This is a genomic window from Streptomyces natalensis ATCC 27448 (assembly GCF_000935125.1).
Classification (GTDB): Bacteria; Actinomycetota; Actinomycetes; order Streptomycetales; family Streptomycetaceae; genus Streptomyces; species Streptomyces natalensis.
Genome location: NZ_JRKI01000006.1, coordinates 79408 through 95405, shown reverse-complemented (window position 1 = coordinate 95405; position 15998 = coordinate 79408). Strand labels below are relative to the sequence as shown.

General features: G+C 69.9%; 16 protein-coding genes. 5 read left to right on the top strand and 11 right to left on the bottom strand.

Annotation, left to right across the window (positions count from 1 at the left end; all coding sequences use genetic code 11):
• Positions 1-139: 139 nt before the first annotated feature.
• The 4 genes from SNA_RS04755 to SNA_RS04740 all read right to left on the bottom strand — a co-directional run bounded on the left by SNA_RS04755 (position 140) and on the right by SNA_RS04740 (position 4761).
• On the bottom strand, positions 140-880 hold the full coding sequence (locus SNA_RS04755) for a hypothetical protein (RefSeq protein WP_030067647.1): 741 nt from the start codon (positions 878-880) through the stop codon (positions 140-142).
• A complete protein-coding gene (locus SNA_RS38175) occupies positions 862-3474 on the bottom strand; it encodes a hypothetical protein (protein WP_052808878.1) in 2613 nt (870 codons plus the stop codon). The genes SNA_RS04755 and SNA_RS38175 overlap by 19 nt, the downstream gene beginning before the upstream one ends.
• 214 nt (positions 3475-3688) lie before the next feature.
• Positions 3689-3892: a DUF397 domain-containing protein gene (locus SNA_RS04745; RefSeq protein WP_030072119.1), complete on the bottom strand. Its 204-nt coding sequence runs from the start codon at positions 3890-3892 to the stop codon at positions 3689-3691.
• Positions 3892-4761 carry a helix-turn-helix domain-containing protein gene (locus SNA_RS04740; RefSeq protein WP_030072121.1) on the bottom strand — a complete coding sequence of 290 codons (870 nt, stop codon included), beginning with the start codon at positions 4759-4761 and terminating at the stop codon, positions 3892-3894. Before SNA_RS04740 ends, SNA_RS04745 begins: the two co-directional genes overlap by 1 nt.
• 215 nt (positions 4762-4976) lie before the next feature.
• Between SNA_RS04740 and SNA_RS42110 the strand changes: the two genes are divergently transcribed.
• Both SNA_RS42110 and SNA_RS39160 read left to right on the top strand, forming a co-directional pair.
• Entirely contained in the window at positions 4977-5222 is a 246-nt protein-coding gene (locus tag SNA_RS42110) for a hypothetical protein (RefSeq protein ID WP_030072122.1), read from the top strand.
• A complete protein-coding gene (locus SNA_RS39160; protein WP_052808877.1) occupies positions 5219-5965 on the top strand; it encodes an ATP-binding protein in 747 nt (248 codons plus the stop codon). Before SNA_RS42110 ends, SNA_RS39160 begins: the two co-directional genes overlap by 4 nt.
• Positions 5966-6172: 207 nt before the next feature.
• Here the strand turns inward: SNA_RS39160 and SNA_RS04720 are convergent, their stop codons facing one another.
• From SNA_RS04720 to SNA_RS04710, 3 genes are read right to left on the bottom strand one after another with little or no spacing between them, the layout of a single operon-like run.
• A complete protein-coding gene (locus tag SNA_RS04720) occupies positions 6173-7384 on the bottom strand; it encodes an NAD(P)/FAD-dependent oxidoreductase (protein ID WP_030072128.1) in 1212 nt (403 codons plus the stop codon).
• A gap of 48 nt (positions 7385-7432) precedes the next feature.
• Positions 7433-8194, bottom strand: a complete 762-nt coding sequence (locus SNA_RS04715) for a sulfite exporter TauE/SafE family protein (RefSeq protein WP_044363410.1) — start codon at positions 8192-8194, stop codon at positions 7433-7435.
• 1 nt (position 8195) lies between these two features.
• On the bottom strand, positions 8196-9023 hold the full coding sequence (locus SNA_RS04710; RefSeq protein WP_044363408.1) for a GntR family transcriptional regulator: 828 nt from the start codon (positions 9021-9023) through the stop codon (positions 8196-8198).
• A gap of 160 nt (positions 9024-9183) precedes the next feature.
• On the opposite strand from SNA_RS04710, the gene SNA_RS04705 reads away from it, so the two are divergent.
• Complete coding sequence (locus tag SNA_RS04705; protein WP_044363406.1) at positions 9184-10563, top strand: MBL fold metallo-hydrolase; 1380 nt, start codon at positions 9184-9186, stop codon at positions 10561-10563.
• A 107-nt stretch (positions 10564-10670) separates the two neighbouring features.
• Here the strand turns inward: SNA_RS04705 and SNA_RS04700 are convergent, their stop codons facing one another.
• Positions 10671-12026 carry an MFS transporter gene (locus SNA_RS04700; RefSeq protein ID WP_078969683.1) on the bottom strand — a complete coding sequence of 452 codons (1356 nt, stop codon included), beginning with the start codon at positions 12024-12026 and terminating at the stop codon, positions 10671-10673.
• 271 nt (positions 12027-12297) lie between these two features.
• Between SNA_RS04700 and SNA_RS04695 the strand changes: the two genes are divergently transcribed.
• The gene (locus SNA_RS04695; RefSeq protein ID WP_241779542.1) at positions 12298-12819 is read left to right on the top strand and encodes an AMP-binding protein; all 522 of its coding nucleotides are present in this window, start codon (positions 12298-12300) and stop codon (positions 12817-12819) included.
• Between the two features lie 83 nt (positions 12820-12902).
• Here SNA_RS04695 and SNA_RS04690 read toward each other — a convergent pair whose 3' ends face one another.
• Positions 12903-13280: a MerR family transcriptional regulator gene (locus tag SNA_RS04690; protein ID WP_030069423.1), complete on the bottom strand. Its 378-nt coding sequence runs from the start codon at positions 13278-13280 to the stop codon at positions 12903-12905.
• Between the two features lie 177 nt (positions 13281-13457).
• Between SNA_RS04690 and SNA_RS04685 the strand changes: the two genes are divergently transcribed.
• On the top strand, positions 13458-13673 hold the full coding sequence (locus SNA_RS04685) for a hypothetical protein (RefSeq protein WP_030069425.1): 216 nt from the start codon (positions 13458-13460) through the stop codon (positions 13671-13673).
• A gap of 39 nt (positions 13674-13712) precedes the next feature.
• Here SNA_RS04685 and mscL read toward each other — a convergent pair whose 3' ends face one another.
• Entirely contained in the window at positions 13713-14207 is a 495-nt protein-coding gene (gene mscL / locus SNA_RS04680; RefSeq protein ID WP_030069427.1) for a large conductance mechanosensitive channel protein MscL, read from the bottom strand.
• Positions 14208-15092: 885 nt separating this feature from the next.
• Positions 15093-15992, bottom strand: a complete 900-nt coding sequence (locus SNA_RS04675; protein WP_078969680.1) for an S-methyl-5'-thioadenosine phosphorylase — start codon at positions 15990-15992, stop codon at positions 15093-15095.
• Between the last annotated feature and the right edge of the window lie 6 nt (positions 15993-15998).

Below are 15998 nucleotides of genomic sequence, written 5' to 3'. Positions count from 1 at the left end.
GCGAAGCCCTCATGAGTCACAGACCAACCCCTGCTCTGCTCAAGAAGTCGCCCGCTCCACCTTCAGCCACCGCCAGAAACAGTCACCCCGAAGCATCTACCTAGCAGGGACGCAGTCAATAATCAGGCGGCTCGATGAACTAATTCACCCATTCTCGCTCCCACTCGCCCCCGGTCAAGCGGGCGATACCGCGCTCTACAGCGGGCCATCCCGGCCCGCCGGGCGACCAGGTTGACCAATAGATCGTGATATCAAATATCATTTCTCCCGAATCTCTGTGGATTCGGTACTCGAATGGGGCATGGATCACGGATGCCCCAACAGGGCCGTTTACCCAGTCACTCCCGTCACGGTTTTCGATCGGGTAGTCAATGGAATGACCCGCGACCTCAAGGCGGACGGCATTGTGATCACGCTGGCTATCATCATCGGGCAGGCGTGCCATGGTGGCGTTGAACTGCATCTCCTGCCATCCGACCGTCAGGCCGTCAATGTCACTCTCATCCCGCGAGAGGAAATTCTCGATGAAGCTAATAGCCGCAGCCGAATCTATCTCTTCAGCTAGGCTCATCTGAGAGTTGAGATAGTAAGGCTTTGCGTCAAGCTCCGGGGGGAGAGTTCGACGTCGCAGCATTCCGTTCCCCTTGCTACGCTCCGGCGAATCAATCGGGATATCGAAATCGCTGTCCCAGTACGCAACCGAGAACTCCATGGCAAGCGGGATGCACAACCCCTCTGAGAAGCTGAATACCGCACCAATCGCCAACCTTGCCAAATGGGTGTGATCTTCTGCGGCATCATCTTCTACGTTCATTCTGAGCCGGACGTTATATCCTGGGAAATCATGCATCGTCGCGCTCATCACCTCACCCGCCTCCATGCAGCTCCGTCGTTAGCGTATTCTGCGAGCACTCCGATGTCGGGATCCGCAACGACTATGTGGTCCAGTTTACGGGCATCCGGAATCTTACTCAAATGGTTCAATATTTCATCGAAAAGGTTGGTCGCCTCTCCGATTTGGACGCCGTCCGGCCTCCTTCGGATGAAAGTGCCATCCGCCAACCTCTCCTTGATGCCACCCTTTCTGGCAGAATATTCAGTCTGCACCTTCAGGTAGACGCTTACATCACGGGGATGTGGTATTGGGACCCCATAATTCTCTCGCTTTGTAATTTTCTTGAAAGCGTGCCCCAGGGCTTTGGTTATGTCCACTTTTTGCGATATGGGCTCCACGACAGTTGTCACTTCAACGCGTCGCGTTATCTCTCCATCCGGACGGGAGAGGCCTAGATCAAATTCTGCGGTAGGAGCATTATTGATCGGCGATCGGGGAGCATCTGCTTCCAGAGCAGTGTGGATGACATGACCCGGGTTTTCTTCTAGGAGTCTCCTTGCTTCCCGCATCTCATGCATGACCTGCTGCTCGAATTGCGCATTGACCTTGTCTTTATGGAACTCCAGCCACTTGTCCAGATCAAGCACCCTCGACGCAGTCGGGCCGAGTATGGCCTCGGCCTGATGGCGACGTTCGGGGATGGTCGTCCGCTGCTCAGGGGTATGTTCTAGTGCGTCGGCGGGTGTCTCGTTGTCTCGTGCCAATGTCTCGTCGGGCGTGCTGTGCGGATCACCCGGTGGATGTTCCGGCGGAGCGACATCGCCAGCGCCTGTCCCATGGCCGTGACCAACCTGCGCGTGATCACCGGTCGGATACCCGCTTGTCTCGCGGCCGCCTGTCCCGCCGCGACCCGATGTGTGATGGTCATGACCGATTCTTGACGGTGCCCCGTGGCCTTGGCCGGTCCCACCTTGGTTTCTCGGCTGCTCGTGCCCAAGTCCCGGGCGTTTGTCTCCCGATCCGACAGCCTCAGGGGACTGGTGGCTTGCCTGCGGGCTGCGGTCACCACGCGGCGCATCGGTATCGCCTGCATGGGCCGCGGCGTGGTGGCGCTGTTCGGCGCCTACAGAGGCCAGTTGGTGGTCCGTGGGTGCAGCGGCCCTGTCGGGTGGGGTGTTGTGCAGGAGATCGCGTTGGGCGGCTGATGGCTCCCACGGCGCGTCGGAGCCCGTCTTGGGGATGCCGTGGGCGTCGATCACCTTGTTGTCGGGGGTGAGGAATTCGTTGTGGTCGTACATCATCGAGCCCGGCGGGACCTTGCCGGCGCCGTCGGCGAGGTGGATGGCGGTTTTGCCGGGGGGCAGGTCCGGGAGGGGGCCGTCCAGGTGCACGGGCTGGCCGCTGGGCAGGTGTACCGCGCCTGAGGGGCTGGTTTTGGCGGTGACGGTGAAGGTCTCGCGCAGGTGGTCGAGGGCCGTGCTGGTTTTGACGGCCTTGAAGGCGCTGCCGATCGCCGCATCGAGTTTGGTGAGCTTGGCGGCGGCGCCGACGGCGTTGACGATGTGGGTGGTCGGGTCCATGTAGTGGGTGACTCTGCCGACCCGGGCGGCCGCGTTGGCGATCTTGGCGCCCGCCCCGGCCGCTTCGGCGCCCGTCTTGACGGCGCCGCTGCCGCCACGGGTGGCGATCAGGGTCCCGATGTTGAAGAACGATGCTCCCGCTGCCCGGCCCGAGTTCTTGTCCCACTGGTCCCAGGCGACCATGGACTTGCCGACCTCAACGCTCGTCTTCATGCTGTCCGTCATCCAGGACTTGACGCTGCCATCGGGCATCAACGGGACAAGCGGCAGCAGAAGCGGCACGGTTGTCACGGTGGCCAGGTGGCCCATGCTCTTCCACGCGGCGCCGAAGTTGTCGCCCCACGGCGTCAGCGACCACAGTCCCTTGAGGGTGCCCCACATGCCGTCGACGACGGTGCCGTCCCAGACGAAGTTCTTGACCCAGCTGACCACGGCACCGGGGTCGTACCAGTGGCGTTTTTGGTCGACGACCTTGCCCCACGGCGTATCGCCCGCCGAGGACATCGCTTCCTTGGTCAGGCCGTAGGTGTGGCCGCCCTTTTTCTTCGTACCGTCGCCAAGGGTCCAGTGGGTGCCGTGGGAAACAAGAGCGGTGATCTTGTTGGCGGCCGCCACCTCCGCCGCCCAGAACGCCTGGACGGTCGCGGAGACCTCCTGAATCAGCTGCTTGTTGACGGCGACCTTGACCGGGTCGTACTGCCAGTCCTCGTCCTGCTTGATGTCGGCGACGAAGTGGGACGCAGCTCCTTCGAGTTTGTGAAGCCTGGCGACCAGCGGGCGTACCTCGGCCGCGAAGGTGTCCAGGGCTGCGCCGACCTTCTCCAGCTCGTCGGCGAAGTGATGCGCTTTGGTGGCGACCGGCTTGGTCGAGGCGAACAGCTGCTCCGCCTCCGGCGCCGAGTAGTACGCCCGCAGCCCCTGGAAGGAAGAGTGGACATCCGCGCCCTTGTCGCGGATCGCGCCCGCTTCCTTCTTCAGCGCCTTGGCGCGCGCTTCCACCTCTTCCAAGTTGCCCGTGTAGGTGAGGATGCCGGACGGATCGATGTGGTCGGCGCTCACGTGTAAGTCCCCCTACTTTCCGCCGCCGCCGCGTGTTCCGTCGTGACCGTCATTGCCGGCGCCCTTGTCCGGGTGCAGGTCCTTGTCCACCACCCAACCGGCACCGTACGAGCGCACGCAAGCGGATTGCGTCGCCGAACGAGGCAACACCCTCACCATGCCAGACGGCACTGACAATCCATCGGTTTCCGGTCGCCACGGGGCACGGCGACCGTCAGTTGGTACCCCGGACCCCCTCGACGAACGCAGCGAACCCGGGCGTGGGGAAGGCCAGGACGGGCCCGTCCGGGTCCTTGGAGTCGCGGACGGCGACCCGGCCATGGAGGTCGGCTATTTCGATACAGTCGCTGCCCGCTCCGCCGCTGTACGAGGACTTGAACCAGTGGAGGTTGTCGGTTCGGTGGTCAGCTGCGGGCATCATGACTCCTTGCGCGCTTGGGCTGCGAACTGTTCAGCTTGGGTCCTGAGCAGCCGGCTGCTGTCACTGGCGCTCAGCGCCTGCGATCGCAGGTACTCGAACACCATTCTATGCCGCTCCAGTTCGGCGTCCTTCTCCAAGTACAAAGCCCCGCTGAGGTTGCTCAGATGCACTACGTCCAACGACGGCTCCTGGCCGCGAATGATGATGAAACCCGTACTTTCCGCGGCATGCGCCCCAGCTTCGAACGGCAACGCCTGCAAGGTCACGTAGGGAGATTTGCTGCTGTCGCAAAGATGCCGTAGCTGCTCGGCCATCACCCCGGCGTTCCCAACGCGACGCCGGATTACAGCCTCGTCCATGATGGCCCACAGATGCGGTGGCACCTCCCGCTTCAGCACCTCCTGCCGCTTCATCCGGACGTCGACCATCCGCTCGACCGTCTCTGCATCCGCTCGGACTTCCGCCGCCTGGATAACAGCGGTGGCGTACGCGCGCGTTTGAAGCAGTCCCGGGACATAGGCATTCGCCCAGTGACACTCTTCGACGGCCTCGTCCTCCAACGTCAGAAGCGGTGTGATCCACTCGGGGATCGCATCGCTGTAGCCCTTCCACCAGCCCTGCACTTTGGCCGTCTTGGCCAGTGCAACGACGGCCTCCCGCTCGGTGTCAGATGCTTCGTAAGCGCGGCACAGTGCTTCCACCACGATCCACTTCACGGGCCCCTGATTGGATTCGTAACGGTTCACGGTGGCACGCGAGATCCCCACCGCCTGCCCGGCGACCTCCAGTGTCAGCCCCTTGCGGTCCCGCAGCCTGCGGAGTTCAGCCCCCAACTGGCGGCGGCGAGTTGTCGGCCCCACTGTCATGCCCTCCTCGTGCCCAGGTCGCGCCATTCTCCCGAGTCGCACGGGAAGCCAGCAAACAGCACTCGTCAGCTGACACACCTTCGAGGGAAGTTCACCGTGAGATTCACATGGCGAGATGGGCAGTGCCATACTCCAACTGAAGTTACTCACCGCATGCAGGTGATGACGATCTGCGCCATTCGTTGCTGCCGTCCATCCGAACGGGAGTTGAGAACATGACCAACCTCATCAGCCGCACCCGTAACCGCCTCCAAGCTCTCTTCGTCCCCCAAGGTCACCACCGCGCCAAGTCGCCAGCTCGCCCACCCCGTCCCGTCCGCCCCGCCTCACCGGCCCGCAGCGCCGCGGCCAGCTGCACCCGTCGCCCCGGCCCGTACGCCGCCGATGTCCCGATCGACGGTGACGCCACCGCGATGGTCCGCCCCTATCTCCTCCCGTTCACGGTGGAGGCGGCGCGGTGAACGGTGATGACCCGGGCGTGCGGGCGCTGCCCCGGACCGTCGGAGACGGGCGGCCCTGTTATCTGTCCACCGACGGCACGGGCCCCGTATCGCGGCTGGCCAACCGGATCGAGGCCGTGCAGCTCGGCCTCGCGGGGAGGGTGCTCGGACAGGGGCGGAACGTCCTCGCGGAGTGTGGTCCCGCAGTGGCTTCCGAACTCCGTTTTTTGTGTGCGCAGTTGGTGGATGCGTTGGACGATGCGCTGTTCATTGCCGAGAGTCGCAGGCTCCGGCTCGCGTCGGCGGATGAGGAGGAGAAGGACGAGGAGGAGTCGGGCGTGGTTCCTGTCGAGCTACAGGCGTCAGTGCTGGCCTCGCTGCCCGGTGGGGAGCTTGCCTCAGCGTGCGTCGCTCGTCGCTTCGTACGGGACATGGCGCGGTCGTGGCGGCTGCCCCGGGAGGCGGCCGACGTTTTGGAGGCTGTCACCGGGGAGCTGGTCGCCAACGCGCTGGAGCACAGCAAGAGTCGCTTCCTCGGCGTCGAGCTGGCGCGCACGGGCGCGGTAATGAGGGTCGGTGTGCGCGACGAAGGGAAGGGCTGGGCGGCCATACGGCAGGGGCCGCCCGCCGAGCAGGAGCACGGGCGCGGGCTGCTGATCGTCGCGGCGATGAGCGAGCGGTGGGGGCAGGACACCACGGATGACGGGCACACCGTATGGGCCGAGGTTGCTGTCGGTGGGTCGGCCGAGGGCGGTGCCCCGTAGAACCCGTCATGTTTCGTCCCGCCCCTCCGACGTCGCCTCCCCGTGCCGAAGGCCACGGGCGGCTCACCTCACATCGGCCCGGCGCCAGGTGACGGTCCGGAGCAGAACGGCCAGGTGAACCAGGCTTTTGCTGAAGGCCGGCTCAGGATAACCAGGCCCGCGCCCGGATCGCGGCGTACCCGGACCCCGGGCGCGAGCCAACGGCCGCTACGCCAGCCCCTTGAGCATCCCCTTGAAGTACAGCTGCGGCAGCCCGTAGCGCTTGAGGAACCACATGTCGGTGCGCTCGCGGGTGGTGTCGAGGAACGGGATCGACGGCGCGGGCCGCAGGTCGTAGTCGAACTCGGCCAGGAGCATCTTGTGGCGGGCGGTGACCAGGGGGCAGGAGGTGTAGCCGTCGTAGTGGGCGGCGGCGGGGCGGCCGCGGAGGTCGTCGAGGAGGTTGGCGACGAGGACGGGGGCCTGTTTACGGATGGCCGCACCGGTCTTGGACGTGGGCAGGTGGGCCGCGTCGCCGATCGTGAACACCTCGGGGAAGTCCGGGTGTTGGAGGGTTGCGCGGTCCGCCGCGACGTAGCCGTGGGGCGAGGCGGGGTCGGCGAGCGGGCTCTCGGCCAGCCACTGCGGGGCGCGCTGCGGGGGGACGGCGTGCAGGAGGTCGTAGCGCAGGGTCTCGGTGGCGCCGGTGGTGTGATCGGTGACGACGGCCTCGCGGGCGGCGCCGTCCAGGCTCGTCATCTCCGAGCTCAGCCGCACCTCGATGCCGTAGCGGCGGGCCGTCTCGGTCAGCGCCCGGTCGAACACCGGCACCTTGAACATCGCCGGTTCCGGAAGCACGAGGACGGTACGGATCGCCCCGAGGACACCGCGTTTGCGCCAGTGGTCGGCCGCCAGATACGCGATCTTCTGCGGTGCGCCGCCGCATTTGACCGGGCCGGACGGCATGGTGAACAGCGCCGTACCGCGGCGCATCCGGCGGATCACCTCCCAGGTGTACGGGGCCAGATCGGGCCGGTAGTTGCTGCTGACGCCCCCGTGGCCCAGGGCCGGGGCCAGGCCGGGTATGCCGTCCCAGTCCAGGTGGAGGCCGGGGGCGAGGACGAGGCGCCCGTAGGAGAAGACCCGGCCGGATGCGGTGGTCACCGTACGGGCGACGGGATCGACGGCGCTCGCCCGCTCGCGCAGCCAGCGCACGCCGGGCGGGATCACCTCCGCCTCGGTACGCAGGGAGGCGCGCAGCGGGGCCTGGCCGCCTCCGACGAGCGTCCACAGCGGCTGGTACCAGTGGGTCTCCGACGGCTCCAGCAGCGCGATGTCCCGGATGCCGGCGCGGCGCAGCCGGGCGGCGACGGTGATGCCCGCGGTACCGCCGCCGACGATCAGGATCTGGTGGTGGTGCGGGGCGGGGGGCGGCGTCATGTGGGTCCTCTCGGTTGGGGGATGGGTACGTTGCGGTGCCGGCCCGCGTTAGAGGCGGGGTATCGCGGTGGCCGCCATGGTCAGCGCGAGAACGCCGACCAGAGCGGCGAAGGACCTGGTCAGGGCGGCCGCGGGCAGCCGGGCGGCGAGGCGGTTGCCGAAATAGCTGCCGGCCGCCGTACAGGCCGCGAAACCGGCCAGCAGCGGCCAGTCCAGGTGGCCCGTACCGGCCCGGCTGGCCAGCGCCGTCGCGGAGTTGACGAGGATGACGAGGAGGGAGGTGCCGATGGCGACCGGCATCTCCAGGCCCAGGACGAGGGTGAGCGCCGGTACGACGACGAAGCCGCCGCCGACGCCGAAGAAGCCGGTGAGGAGGCCGACCGCGGAGGCGGTCGCGGCGATCCGGGCGGGGGCCCGGCGCCGGGCGGGCGCTCCCCGCTCCCGCCGGCCCCGTAACAGCAGCGCCGCCGCCACCGCGAGCATCAGCCCCGCGAACGCCGCCATCAGCACCGACGGGTCCAGCGCCGCGCTCCACCGGGTGCCGAGGTAGCTGCCGGCCGTGCCCAGCGCACCGAAGACCGCCCCGGCCGCCCAGCGGACCCGGCCCGCGCGGGCGTGGCAGAGCAGCCCGCTCACCGCGCCTACCGCGACCACCACCAGGGCGCCCGCGGTCGCCTCGTGCGGCGACTGGCCCAGCAGATAGACCAGCGCCGGTACGGCCAGAATCGATCCGCCGCCGCCGAGCGCGCCCAGCAGCCCACCTATCAGCAGCCCGCACCCGGCCGCCGTCGCGGCTAAGACGACGGACACGCTAGGCGGAGGGACGGGTCGGGGCGGCGGGCGACGAGGCGGGTGGCGAGGCCGGTGACAGCGCGACCGCCCCCGTCCCGTCGGCCCACTCCGCGACAAAGGCGAACCGGTCGCCGCGGACCACCGTCTCGCGCCACTCCACCGGCCGCGCCCCGGCCCGCCCCATCCGCTCGATGGCGAACGCCGCCTCCCGGTCGGCCAGCCCCAGCAGCCACGCCTGCCGGATGTCCGGCAGGAACGGCTGGATGCGTTCGCGGCCGCCGGTGACCTGCACCCCGCAGCGCCGCGAGAGTTCGCCGTAGAGCGAGGTGTGCCCGAAGTCCGTCGCCAGCAGCGGCTCGGCGATCTCGGCGGGCAGATACGCGGTGTCGTGGGCGAGCGGTTCGCCGTCGGCCAGCCGCAGCCGTTCCAGGACGATCAGCGGCGCGTCCGGGCCCAGCCCCAGATGCCGCGCGATCGTGCCGTCCACGGTGCGCTCCAGCCGCAGGACCTCGCTGCGCTGCTCGACGCCCTGCCCCTCCAGATCGCGGTAGAGGCTGTAGAGCGAGCCGAGCGGCTGCTGTATGCGGCGGGTGTCCAGGCGGCTGGCGCGGCCGCGTTCGGCGATCACCAGGCCGTCGGCACGCAGTTTGCGCAGCGCCTCGCGCACGGTGTGCCGGCTGACCTCGTACTCGCCGGTGAGCCGGTGCTCGGCCGGGAACTCCTCGGTGAACTCCCCGGCCGCCACCCGGCGCCGCAGATCGTCGAAGAGCTGCGCCCACAGGGGGAGCGGCGAGCGCCGGTCCAGGGGGCGCGGGCCGTGGTCGGCGACCGGCTGAGGGTTCGTCATGAGGCTCCTCCGCAGGGCATGGTGGAGTGCGGCGCGCCGCTTGCCTCCGCATCCCGGCGCTTCAGGTCCGTACACCCCGACGCTAATGTACGTACATCCGTGCATCCGCACAACGGACTCTGCCCGAGGCGGACCTCGGGCACCCGCTCTGGAGGCCACCGTGCACTTCGCGCAGTACTACCTCGACTGCCTGTCCCAGGCGTCGTACCTGATCGGCGATCAGCGCTCCGGACGCGCCGTCCTCGTCGACCCGCGCCGCGACATCGACGACTACCTGCGCGACGCGGACGAGCTCGGTCTGCGCATCGAACTCGTCATCGAGACGCATATTCACGCCGACTTCCTCTCCGGCCACCTCGAACTCGCCCAGGCCACCGGCGCCACCATCGCCTTCGGCGAGGCCGCCGAAACCGGCTTCCCGATACGGCGGTTACGCGACGGCGAGCGCCTCTCCCTGGGCGGCATCGCGGGCGACGGGGTCACCCTCACCGTCCTCGCCACCCCCGGGCACACCCCCGAGTCCATCTGCCTGGTCATCCATGAACACCCCGACGACGACGTGCCGTTCGGCGTGCTGACCGGCGACACCCTCTTCGTCGGCGACGTCGGCCGCCCCGACCTCCTCTCCTCCGCCGGACACTCCCCGCAGGAGATGGCCGCCCGGTTGCACCGCTCCCTCCACACCAAACTCATGGTCCTCCCGGACGCGACCCGGATCTTCCCCGCACACGGCGCCGGCTCGGCCTGCGGCCGCAATCTGTCCACCGAGACCAGCTCCACCATCGGCGACCAGCGGCGCCTCAACTACGCCCTGCAACCCATGCCGGAGAGCGCCTTCGTCGAGCTGGTCACCGCCGGACAGCCCGCCGCCCCCGGCTACTTCGCCCATGACGCGGCGCTCAACCGGGACGGGCATCCCCTCCTGGAGGCCACGCCGCTGCCGGCCCTCACCCTGGAGGAGGCCCGCACGGCCCGCGACGAACAGGGCGCCGCCCTCCTGGACTGCCGGCCGCTCGCCGCCTACACCCGGGCCCACCTCACCGGCTCCCTGCACACGGGGCTGAACACCCGGTTCGCCGAATACGCGGGCTGCGTGGTGACCCCCGGCACTCCCATCGTGCTGCTCGCCGACCCCGGTACGGAGGACGAGGCCCGCCTCCGCCTCGCCCGTATCGGCTACGACCGTGTCCTGGGCCATGTCCCCGACCCGACCGCCGCCCTGGCCCGCGAGCCCGTGCTGACCACCTCCACCCGCCGCCTGTCGGCCGCCGAACTCGCCGCCGCCCCCTGCCAGTTGATCGACGTCCGCAACCCCACCGAATACGAGGCGGGCGCCCTCCCCGGCGCCCGCAACATCCCCCTGGCCACCCTCACCCACCACCTCGACCACCTCGACCGCACCCGCCCCGTCGTCGTCTACTGCCACAGCGGCAACCGCTCGGTCATCGCGGCGGCCCTCCTGGAGGCACGGGGGTTCGGGGACGTGCGGGATGTGGTCGGGGGGTATCAGGGGGCGGTGGAGGAGGGAGTGGCGGGGTGAGCCCGGCGCGCCGCGTGGTGGGGGCGGGTTGGGGTGCCCCGTACGGACATCAGCGCGTTCGCCGGATGGCCGGACAGCGGGGGCGCGTCGGGTGTCCCGTACGGCCGTCACCGCAAGCGTCGTACGGCCAGCGCCACGGCCGGCGCCGTCGTCAGGCACAGGGCGGCCGGGAGCACCAGTGCCGGGTGCGCGCCGGGCGCGGCCGGGGTCCCGGACAGGGTGAGCCCGACGCCCGCGGTCACCGTCATCACGGACTTGGTCACACCGGACGCCTCGCCCGCGCGCCCGGGGTGGACGACGGCCTGGGTACCGGTGAGCGCCAGCCCGCCCGCCGCCCCCAGCGCCAGCGCGGCGGTGGTCGCCGCCATCAGGAGCGCGGCCGGTCCGGTGGCACACCCGACGGCCATCAGGGCCGGCGCCGCGGTGCCGAGGCAGCCCGCCATCACGGGAACGGCCGCGGCCGGCCGCACGCGCCCGGCGAGCGGGCCGCCCAGCGCCAGCGCCGCGGCCGGGGCGAGAAATGCCGCCCCGGTGCCCAGCGGCGACCGTCCCGGCGTCTGCTGGAGCGTCAGCGGGACGGCGTACAAGAGCGCCACGGTCGCCGAGTTGGCCACCGCCCCGGCCGCCGTCAGCGCGACATACGGCCGGTTACGGAACAGCCCGAGGTCCACCAGCGGGGCGCGGCACCGGCGCTCGGCGCGGACGAAGGCGGCGCCGAGCAGCAGCGCACCGGCCGCCCAGGCCCAGTCGGCGGGGTGCTGGAGCCAGAGGGCCAGGCAGGCGGGCGCGGCCGTCGCGGTGACGGTCCCAGCGGCGTCGAGGGGGTGACCGGTGGCGGCCGGGTCGCGGGACTCGGTGGCGCGCCGGGCGCACAGCACGGCGGCCGCGGTGAGCGGAACCGTGAGCCAGAAGACGGCCCGCCACGAGGCGCCCTGAGCGAGCGCGCCGCCGAGGAACGGGCCGCCGACCGTGCCCAGTCCGGCCAGTCCCAGGGCCCGGCCGATGGCCCTTCGGCGGCACTGTGACGGGAAGACGTTGGTGAGCAACGCCAGCCCCACGGGCATGATCAGCGCGCCGCCCGCCCCCTGGACCACCCGGGCCGCCACGAGGACGGGCACCGACGGCGCGAGCGCGCACCATGCGGCACTGCCGCCGAAGAGGCCCAGCCCCAGCAGCAGCATCCGGCGCCTGCCGTACAGATCGCCGAGCCGCCCGGCGACCGGCATCAGCGCGCCTGCGGCGAGGAGATAGCCGCTGACGATCCACGGAGTCGCGGCCGGTGAGCCGCGCAGGTCGGTACGGAGGACGGGCAGCACCAGATTCAGCGCAAACGCATCCAGCTGCACGCAGAAGGCACCGAGAGCCACGGCGAGCAGGGCGGGGTTGCGGGTCGGGGACGGGGCGCGGTTGAGGGGGAACGGGTCGCGGTTCAGGGATACGGGACGGGACCTGCGGCGGGTCATCGGCTGCCTCTCACGCGTGCACGGCGCACATACATACGCCGCGCGCGACACCACGAGTCGGGGACATTCGGGCGTACGCGACGGGATTGGAGGCACCGGAAGCGGGGCAGAAAGGCCCGAGCGGCCGCGGAAGACGACGGGCGGCGGCAGGTGCAAGAAGCCGTACGACTGGCCGAGTTACCGGCACGGCCTTACGGCCGACAGAGCCGTACAACAAACGTTCAGCGATCGTTGATCGCTCATCTTCATGCTGAAGCGCATGTTGCGCCGTGTGACCACAGAGCATGCAGATGACGCCCCGGACATTCAAGAGCCGCAGGGGTCACAGATCGCCCTCACCTGGACCGGGGAGCCGGGCCGGATGGAGGAGCTGACCCACGGCATGCTCCTCGACCAGGCCGATCGCGCGGCCGCGGCGCTCGCGCGGCTGGGGGTGCGGGCCGGTGACCAGGTGGCGGTGCATCTGCCACTGGTGCCCGAGTCGGTGATCGCCACGCTCGCCTGCGGCCGCCTGGACGCGATACGCATCACGCTACCGGTCTCGCTCACGGTGCCCGAACTGGCCTCCCGCACCCGGGAGTTGGGGGCCCGGGTGCTGATCACGGCGGATGCGGCGTTCTGGGAAGGAGCCATCCGTCCGGTCAAGGCGGTACTCGACCACGCCCTGGCACGGGGCCGGGCCACGGGCGGCGACCCGGCCCGTACGGTCCTGGTGGTGAACCGATGCGCACGTCCCGTCTCCTGGACACCGGGACGCGACCGCTGGTGGCACGAGGCACTCGACGAGTCCTGACACGACAACCTGCGCCGCCCGCCCGACCCACCCCCCCCGGGGGCCCCGCCCCCCGCCCCGCCCCACCCCTCCCGCGCCACCCCCTAGCCGTCCTCCGTCCTCCGGTTGTTCCGCACCACCTCGCGGTACCCGGCCACGGCATCCCTGTTCCGCGTCAGGCACTCGATACGCGCCGTCATACGGTCGCGTTCCAGCTCCAGCGTGCCGAGCATCTCCGGTGTCGCGTCGGCGAAGTGAATGACCCGGGGCTTGTCCAGGCACGGCAGGATCTGCTTGATGATCCTCGTGGGCGGCCCGGCGTCCAGCAGCCCCCTGATCTGCAGGACCCGGTCCACAAACCGCTCGTCGTACTCGCGACAGCCGTTCGCGGCCCGCTGCGCGACGATCAGCCCCTGCTCCTCGTAGTACCGCAACAGCCGCCGAGGCGTGCCGGTCGGCTCCGAGAGCTCTCCGATACGCATCCGCTCCCCCTCGCCCCTGACCGTCAGATCAGTTCCATCACATCGACGCGATGGTCCGAGCGTACGTATTCGAGCGGACGCAGCGGACGCACCGGCCCCGGATCGGCACTGGACCGGCCCCGCCGATGTGCCGGCGCCCTGTGCCGCCTCCCGCGCCCCCGCCCGTACCCTGAAGACGTGAGCACCACCCGCGATCCCGAACCGGCCCCCGCCTCCGAGCAGCCCGAGGCGGCCCGTCCCGCGCCGCGCCCCGCCGCGCTGATCTTCGACGACCCGCTGGACCAGCAGTCCTCGGACGACACCGACCGCGGCTGGGGCGACCGTCCCACTTCCTCCGGAAGCGCCGCCGACCTGGCCCGCTTCCTCGACGAAAAGCCGCCCCACCACCTCTGAGCGAGGCGACGGGGCGGCCCATGCGCTCCGGAACGCTCGCTAAGGCTGAGTCTTCTGCTTGATCACGGTGGCGGACGCCGGGGCCGAGCCGTTGCGCTGGGCGAGCAGGGCGTCGCGGATCTCCATCAGCAGCTCGACCTCGGTCGGGTCGGCCGGGGTGTCCTCGGCCGGCCTCTTCGCGGCCTGGCGGTCCTTCCACTTGTTCATCGGAAGGATCATGAGGAAGTAGACGACCGCGGCGGTGATCAGGAACGTCAGCGCGGCGCTGAGCACCGAGCCCCACAGGATGAAGATCCCGTCGGTGAACGCGCCCGTCTTCTTGTCCGGGTGGCAGCTGTTGCTCAGGCAGGACTTGTAGTTGTCGAGGTTCTGCGAGCCGAGCGCGCCGATGATCGGGTTGATCACGCCCTTGACCACGGCATTGACGATATTGGTGAATGCCGCACCGACGACGACCGCGACCGCGAGCTCGACGACGTTGCCGCGCATCAGGAATTCCTTGAATCCCTGAAGGACGCCCTTTTTCTCGCTCACCTGACAGCCTCTTTCCACGCTCGGTACGGACCATGTGCCGACACTCGGCACCGCAACTTACGGCAGGGCAGGGCGGCGGTGTCCAGTCGCTCCACGCGAATCGGCGATCGGCCAGGGCGTGAGTGCGGATCCGGCACGGCGGCCTGCCCTCCGAGCCACCCGGAGAAGTTTTCCGTGCGAGGAGAGGGGATGCCACTCGATCTTGGCGCATGGCTATCGCCCTCCGGAGAGCGCCGCCGCCGGGCATCCGGCCGCAGGAGCCGTTCGTACGGCACCGTACGAAACGCCGCCGGCCAGTGCTGCGGCGGCCATTGCCAGTCCGGCCGCGATCAGCCGCCCGCGCGCCGCCCACGGTCGGCGGCACCGGCCGCCGCCGGATCGTACCGGGGCGAAGTGGGGCACTTCACATGTCAGGGGCGTCGGAAGGGGCGGGTCGGGGGCGTCGGCCGCCGGGAGCCGTAAGCCGTCGAAGGGGGCGGTGAGGGCACTGGGGGAGGGAGCGCCGGCGGCAGCAGGGAGGGTTACGGCGGCGGGCGCGCCGGGGGAGGTGCCGAGGGAGCCGCCGGGGGAGGTGCCGTCGGCAGGGAAAGGGCCGAGAGGAGGCCGGAGCATCGGTGTGGGCTCGGGCGTCGGGGTGGGCTCGGGCTCGGGCGTGGGCGTGGGCGTGGGCGTCGGGAGGGTCATCGTGGTCACCGCCTGTCGGGTAGGTGCGGAATTCGGAACCGGCGATCACCACCGTGCCGGAATTCCGCCCGGCCCGCTTCGGGCTGTGGATGAGCCGCCCGCTGTGGACAACTCCGGTCACCCACGCGAACCGCACCGCCCACCCGAGCCACTCAATCCACTCAACCCACCCGGGCCACCCGGGCCACCCGGATCCGGCCCCTACGGCAGCGTGATCCCCAGGTCCCAGCCCTTGAGGGCGTCCGCGCACCCGCACTCGCGCGCCGCGCCGTCGGGCAGTGCGGCGACCGCGTCGAAAAGGACCTCGCGCAGCCGTCCGACGTTCTCGCCGAAGACCTTCAGGACCTCTTCGTGGGAGACGCCCTCGCCGCTCTCGGTGCCCGCGTCCAGGTCGGTGACCAGGGCCATCGAGGCGTAGCACAGGCCGAGTTCGCGGGCGAGCACGGCCTCGGGGTGGCCGGTCATCCCGACCACCGACCAGCCCTGCGCGGCATGCCACTGCGATTCGGCGCGGGTGGAGAAGCGGGGGCCCTCGATGACGACGAGGGTGCCGCCGTCGACGGGCTCCCAGTTGCGGCCGCGGGCCGCGGCCAGGGCGACGCGGCGGCCCGTGGGGCAGTACGGATCGGCGAACCCGACATGGACGATGTGGGGCACCTGCCCGTCCGGCAGCGGTTCGCCGTCGAAATAGGACTGGGCGCGGGCCTTGGTGCGGTCGACCAGCTGGTCGGGGACGAGCAGGGTGCCCGGACCGTATGCGGGGCGCAGGCCGCCGACGGCGCACGGACCCAGCACCTGGCGTACGCCGACCGAGCGCAGCGCCCACAGGTTGGCGCGGTAGTTGATGCGGTGCGGTGCGAGGTGGTGGGCACGGCCGTGCCGGGGGAGGAAGGCGACCCGTCGGCCGGCCACATCGCCCAGGAACAGGGAGTCGCTGGGCGGCCCGTACGGGGTGTCCACCGTGACCTCGGTCACGTCGTCGAGGAAGGAGTAGAACCCCGAGCCGCCGATCACTCCGATCTCCGCCGCGCCGGCCGCAGAAGCCCCGGCCCCCGCGCCCGTCCCGTTCCCCGTCCCCGTTCCGCTCTCCGCGTCAGACATGCCGGT

What these genes read in the sequence shown, in the direction of transcription:
- SNA_RS04755 (WP_030067647.1), bottom strand. Translation starts at nt 880, where the DNA reads ATGGAGGCGGGTGAGGTGATGAGCGCGACGATGCATGATTTCCCAGGA.
- SNA_RS04745 (WP_030072119.1), bottom strand. Translation starts at nt 3,892, where the DNA reads ATGCCCGCAGCTGACCACCGAACCGACAACCTCCACTGGTTCAAGTCC.
- SNA_RS04740 (WP_030072121.1), bottom strand. Translation starts at nt 4,761, where the DNA reads ATGACAGTGGGGCCGACAACTCGCCGCCGCCAGTTGGGGGCTGAACTC.
- SNA_RS42110 (WP_030072122.1), top strand. Translation starts at nt 4,977, where the DNA reads ATGACCAACCTCATCAGCCGCACCCGTAACCGCCTCCAAGCTCTCTTC.
- SNA_RS04720 (WP_030072128.1), bottom strand. Translation starts at nt 7,384, where the DNA reads ATGACGCCGCCCCCCGCCCCGCACCACCACCAGATCCTGATCGTCGGC.
- SNA_RS04710 (WP_044363408.1), bottom strand. Translation starts at nt 9,023, where the DNA reads ATGACGAACCCTCAGCCGGTCGCCGACCACGGCCCGCGCCCCCTGGAC.
- SNA_RS04700 (WP_078969683.1), bottom strand. Translation starts at nt 12,026, where the DNA reads ATGACCCGCCGCAGGTCCCGTCCCGTATCCCTGAACCGCGACCCGTTC.
- SNA_RS04690 (WP_030069423.1), bottom strand. Translation starts at nt 13,280, where the DNA reads ATGCGTATCGGAGAGCTCTCGGAGCCGACCGGCACGCCTCGGCGGCTG.
- SNA_RS04675 (WP_078969680.1), bottom strand. Translation starts at nt 15,992, where the DNA reads ATGTCTGACGCGGAGAGCGGAACGGGGACGGGGAACGGGACGGGCGCG.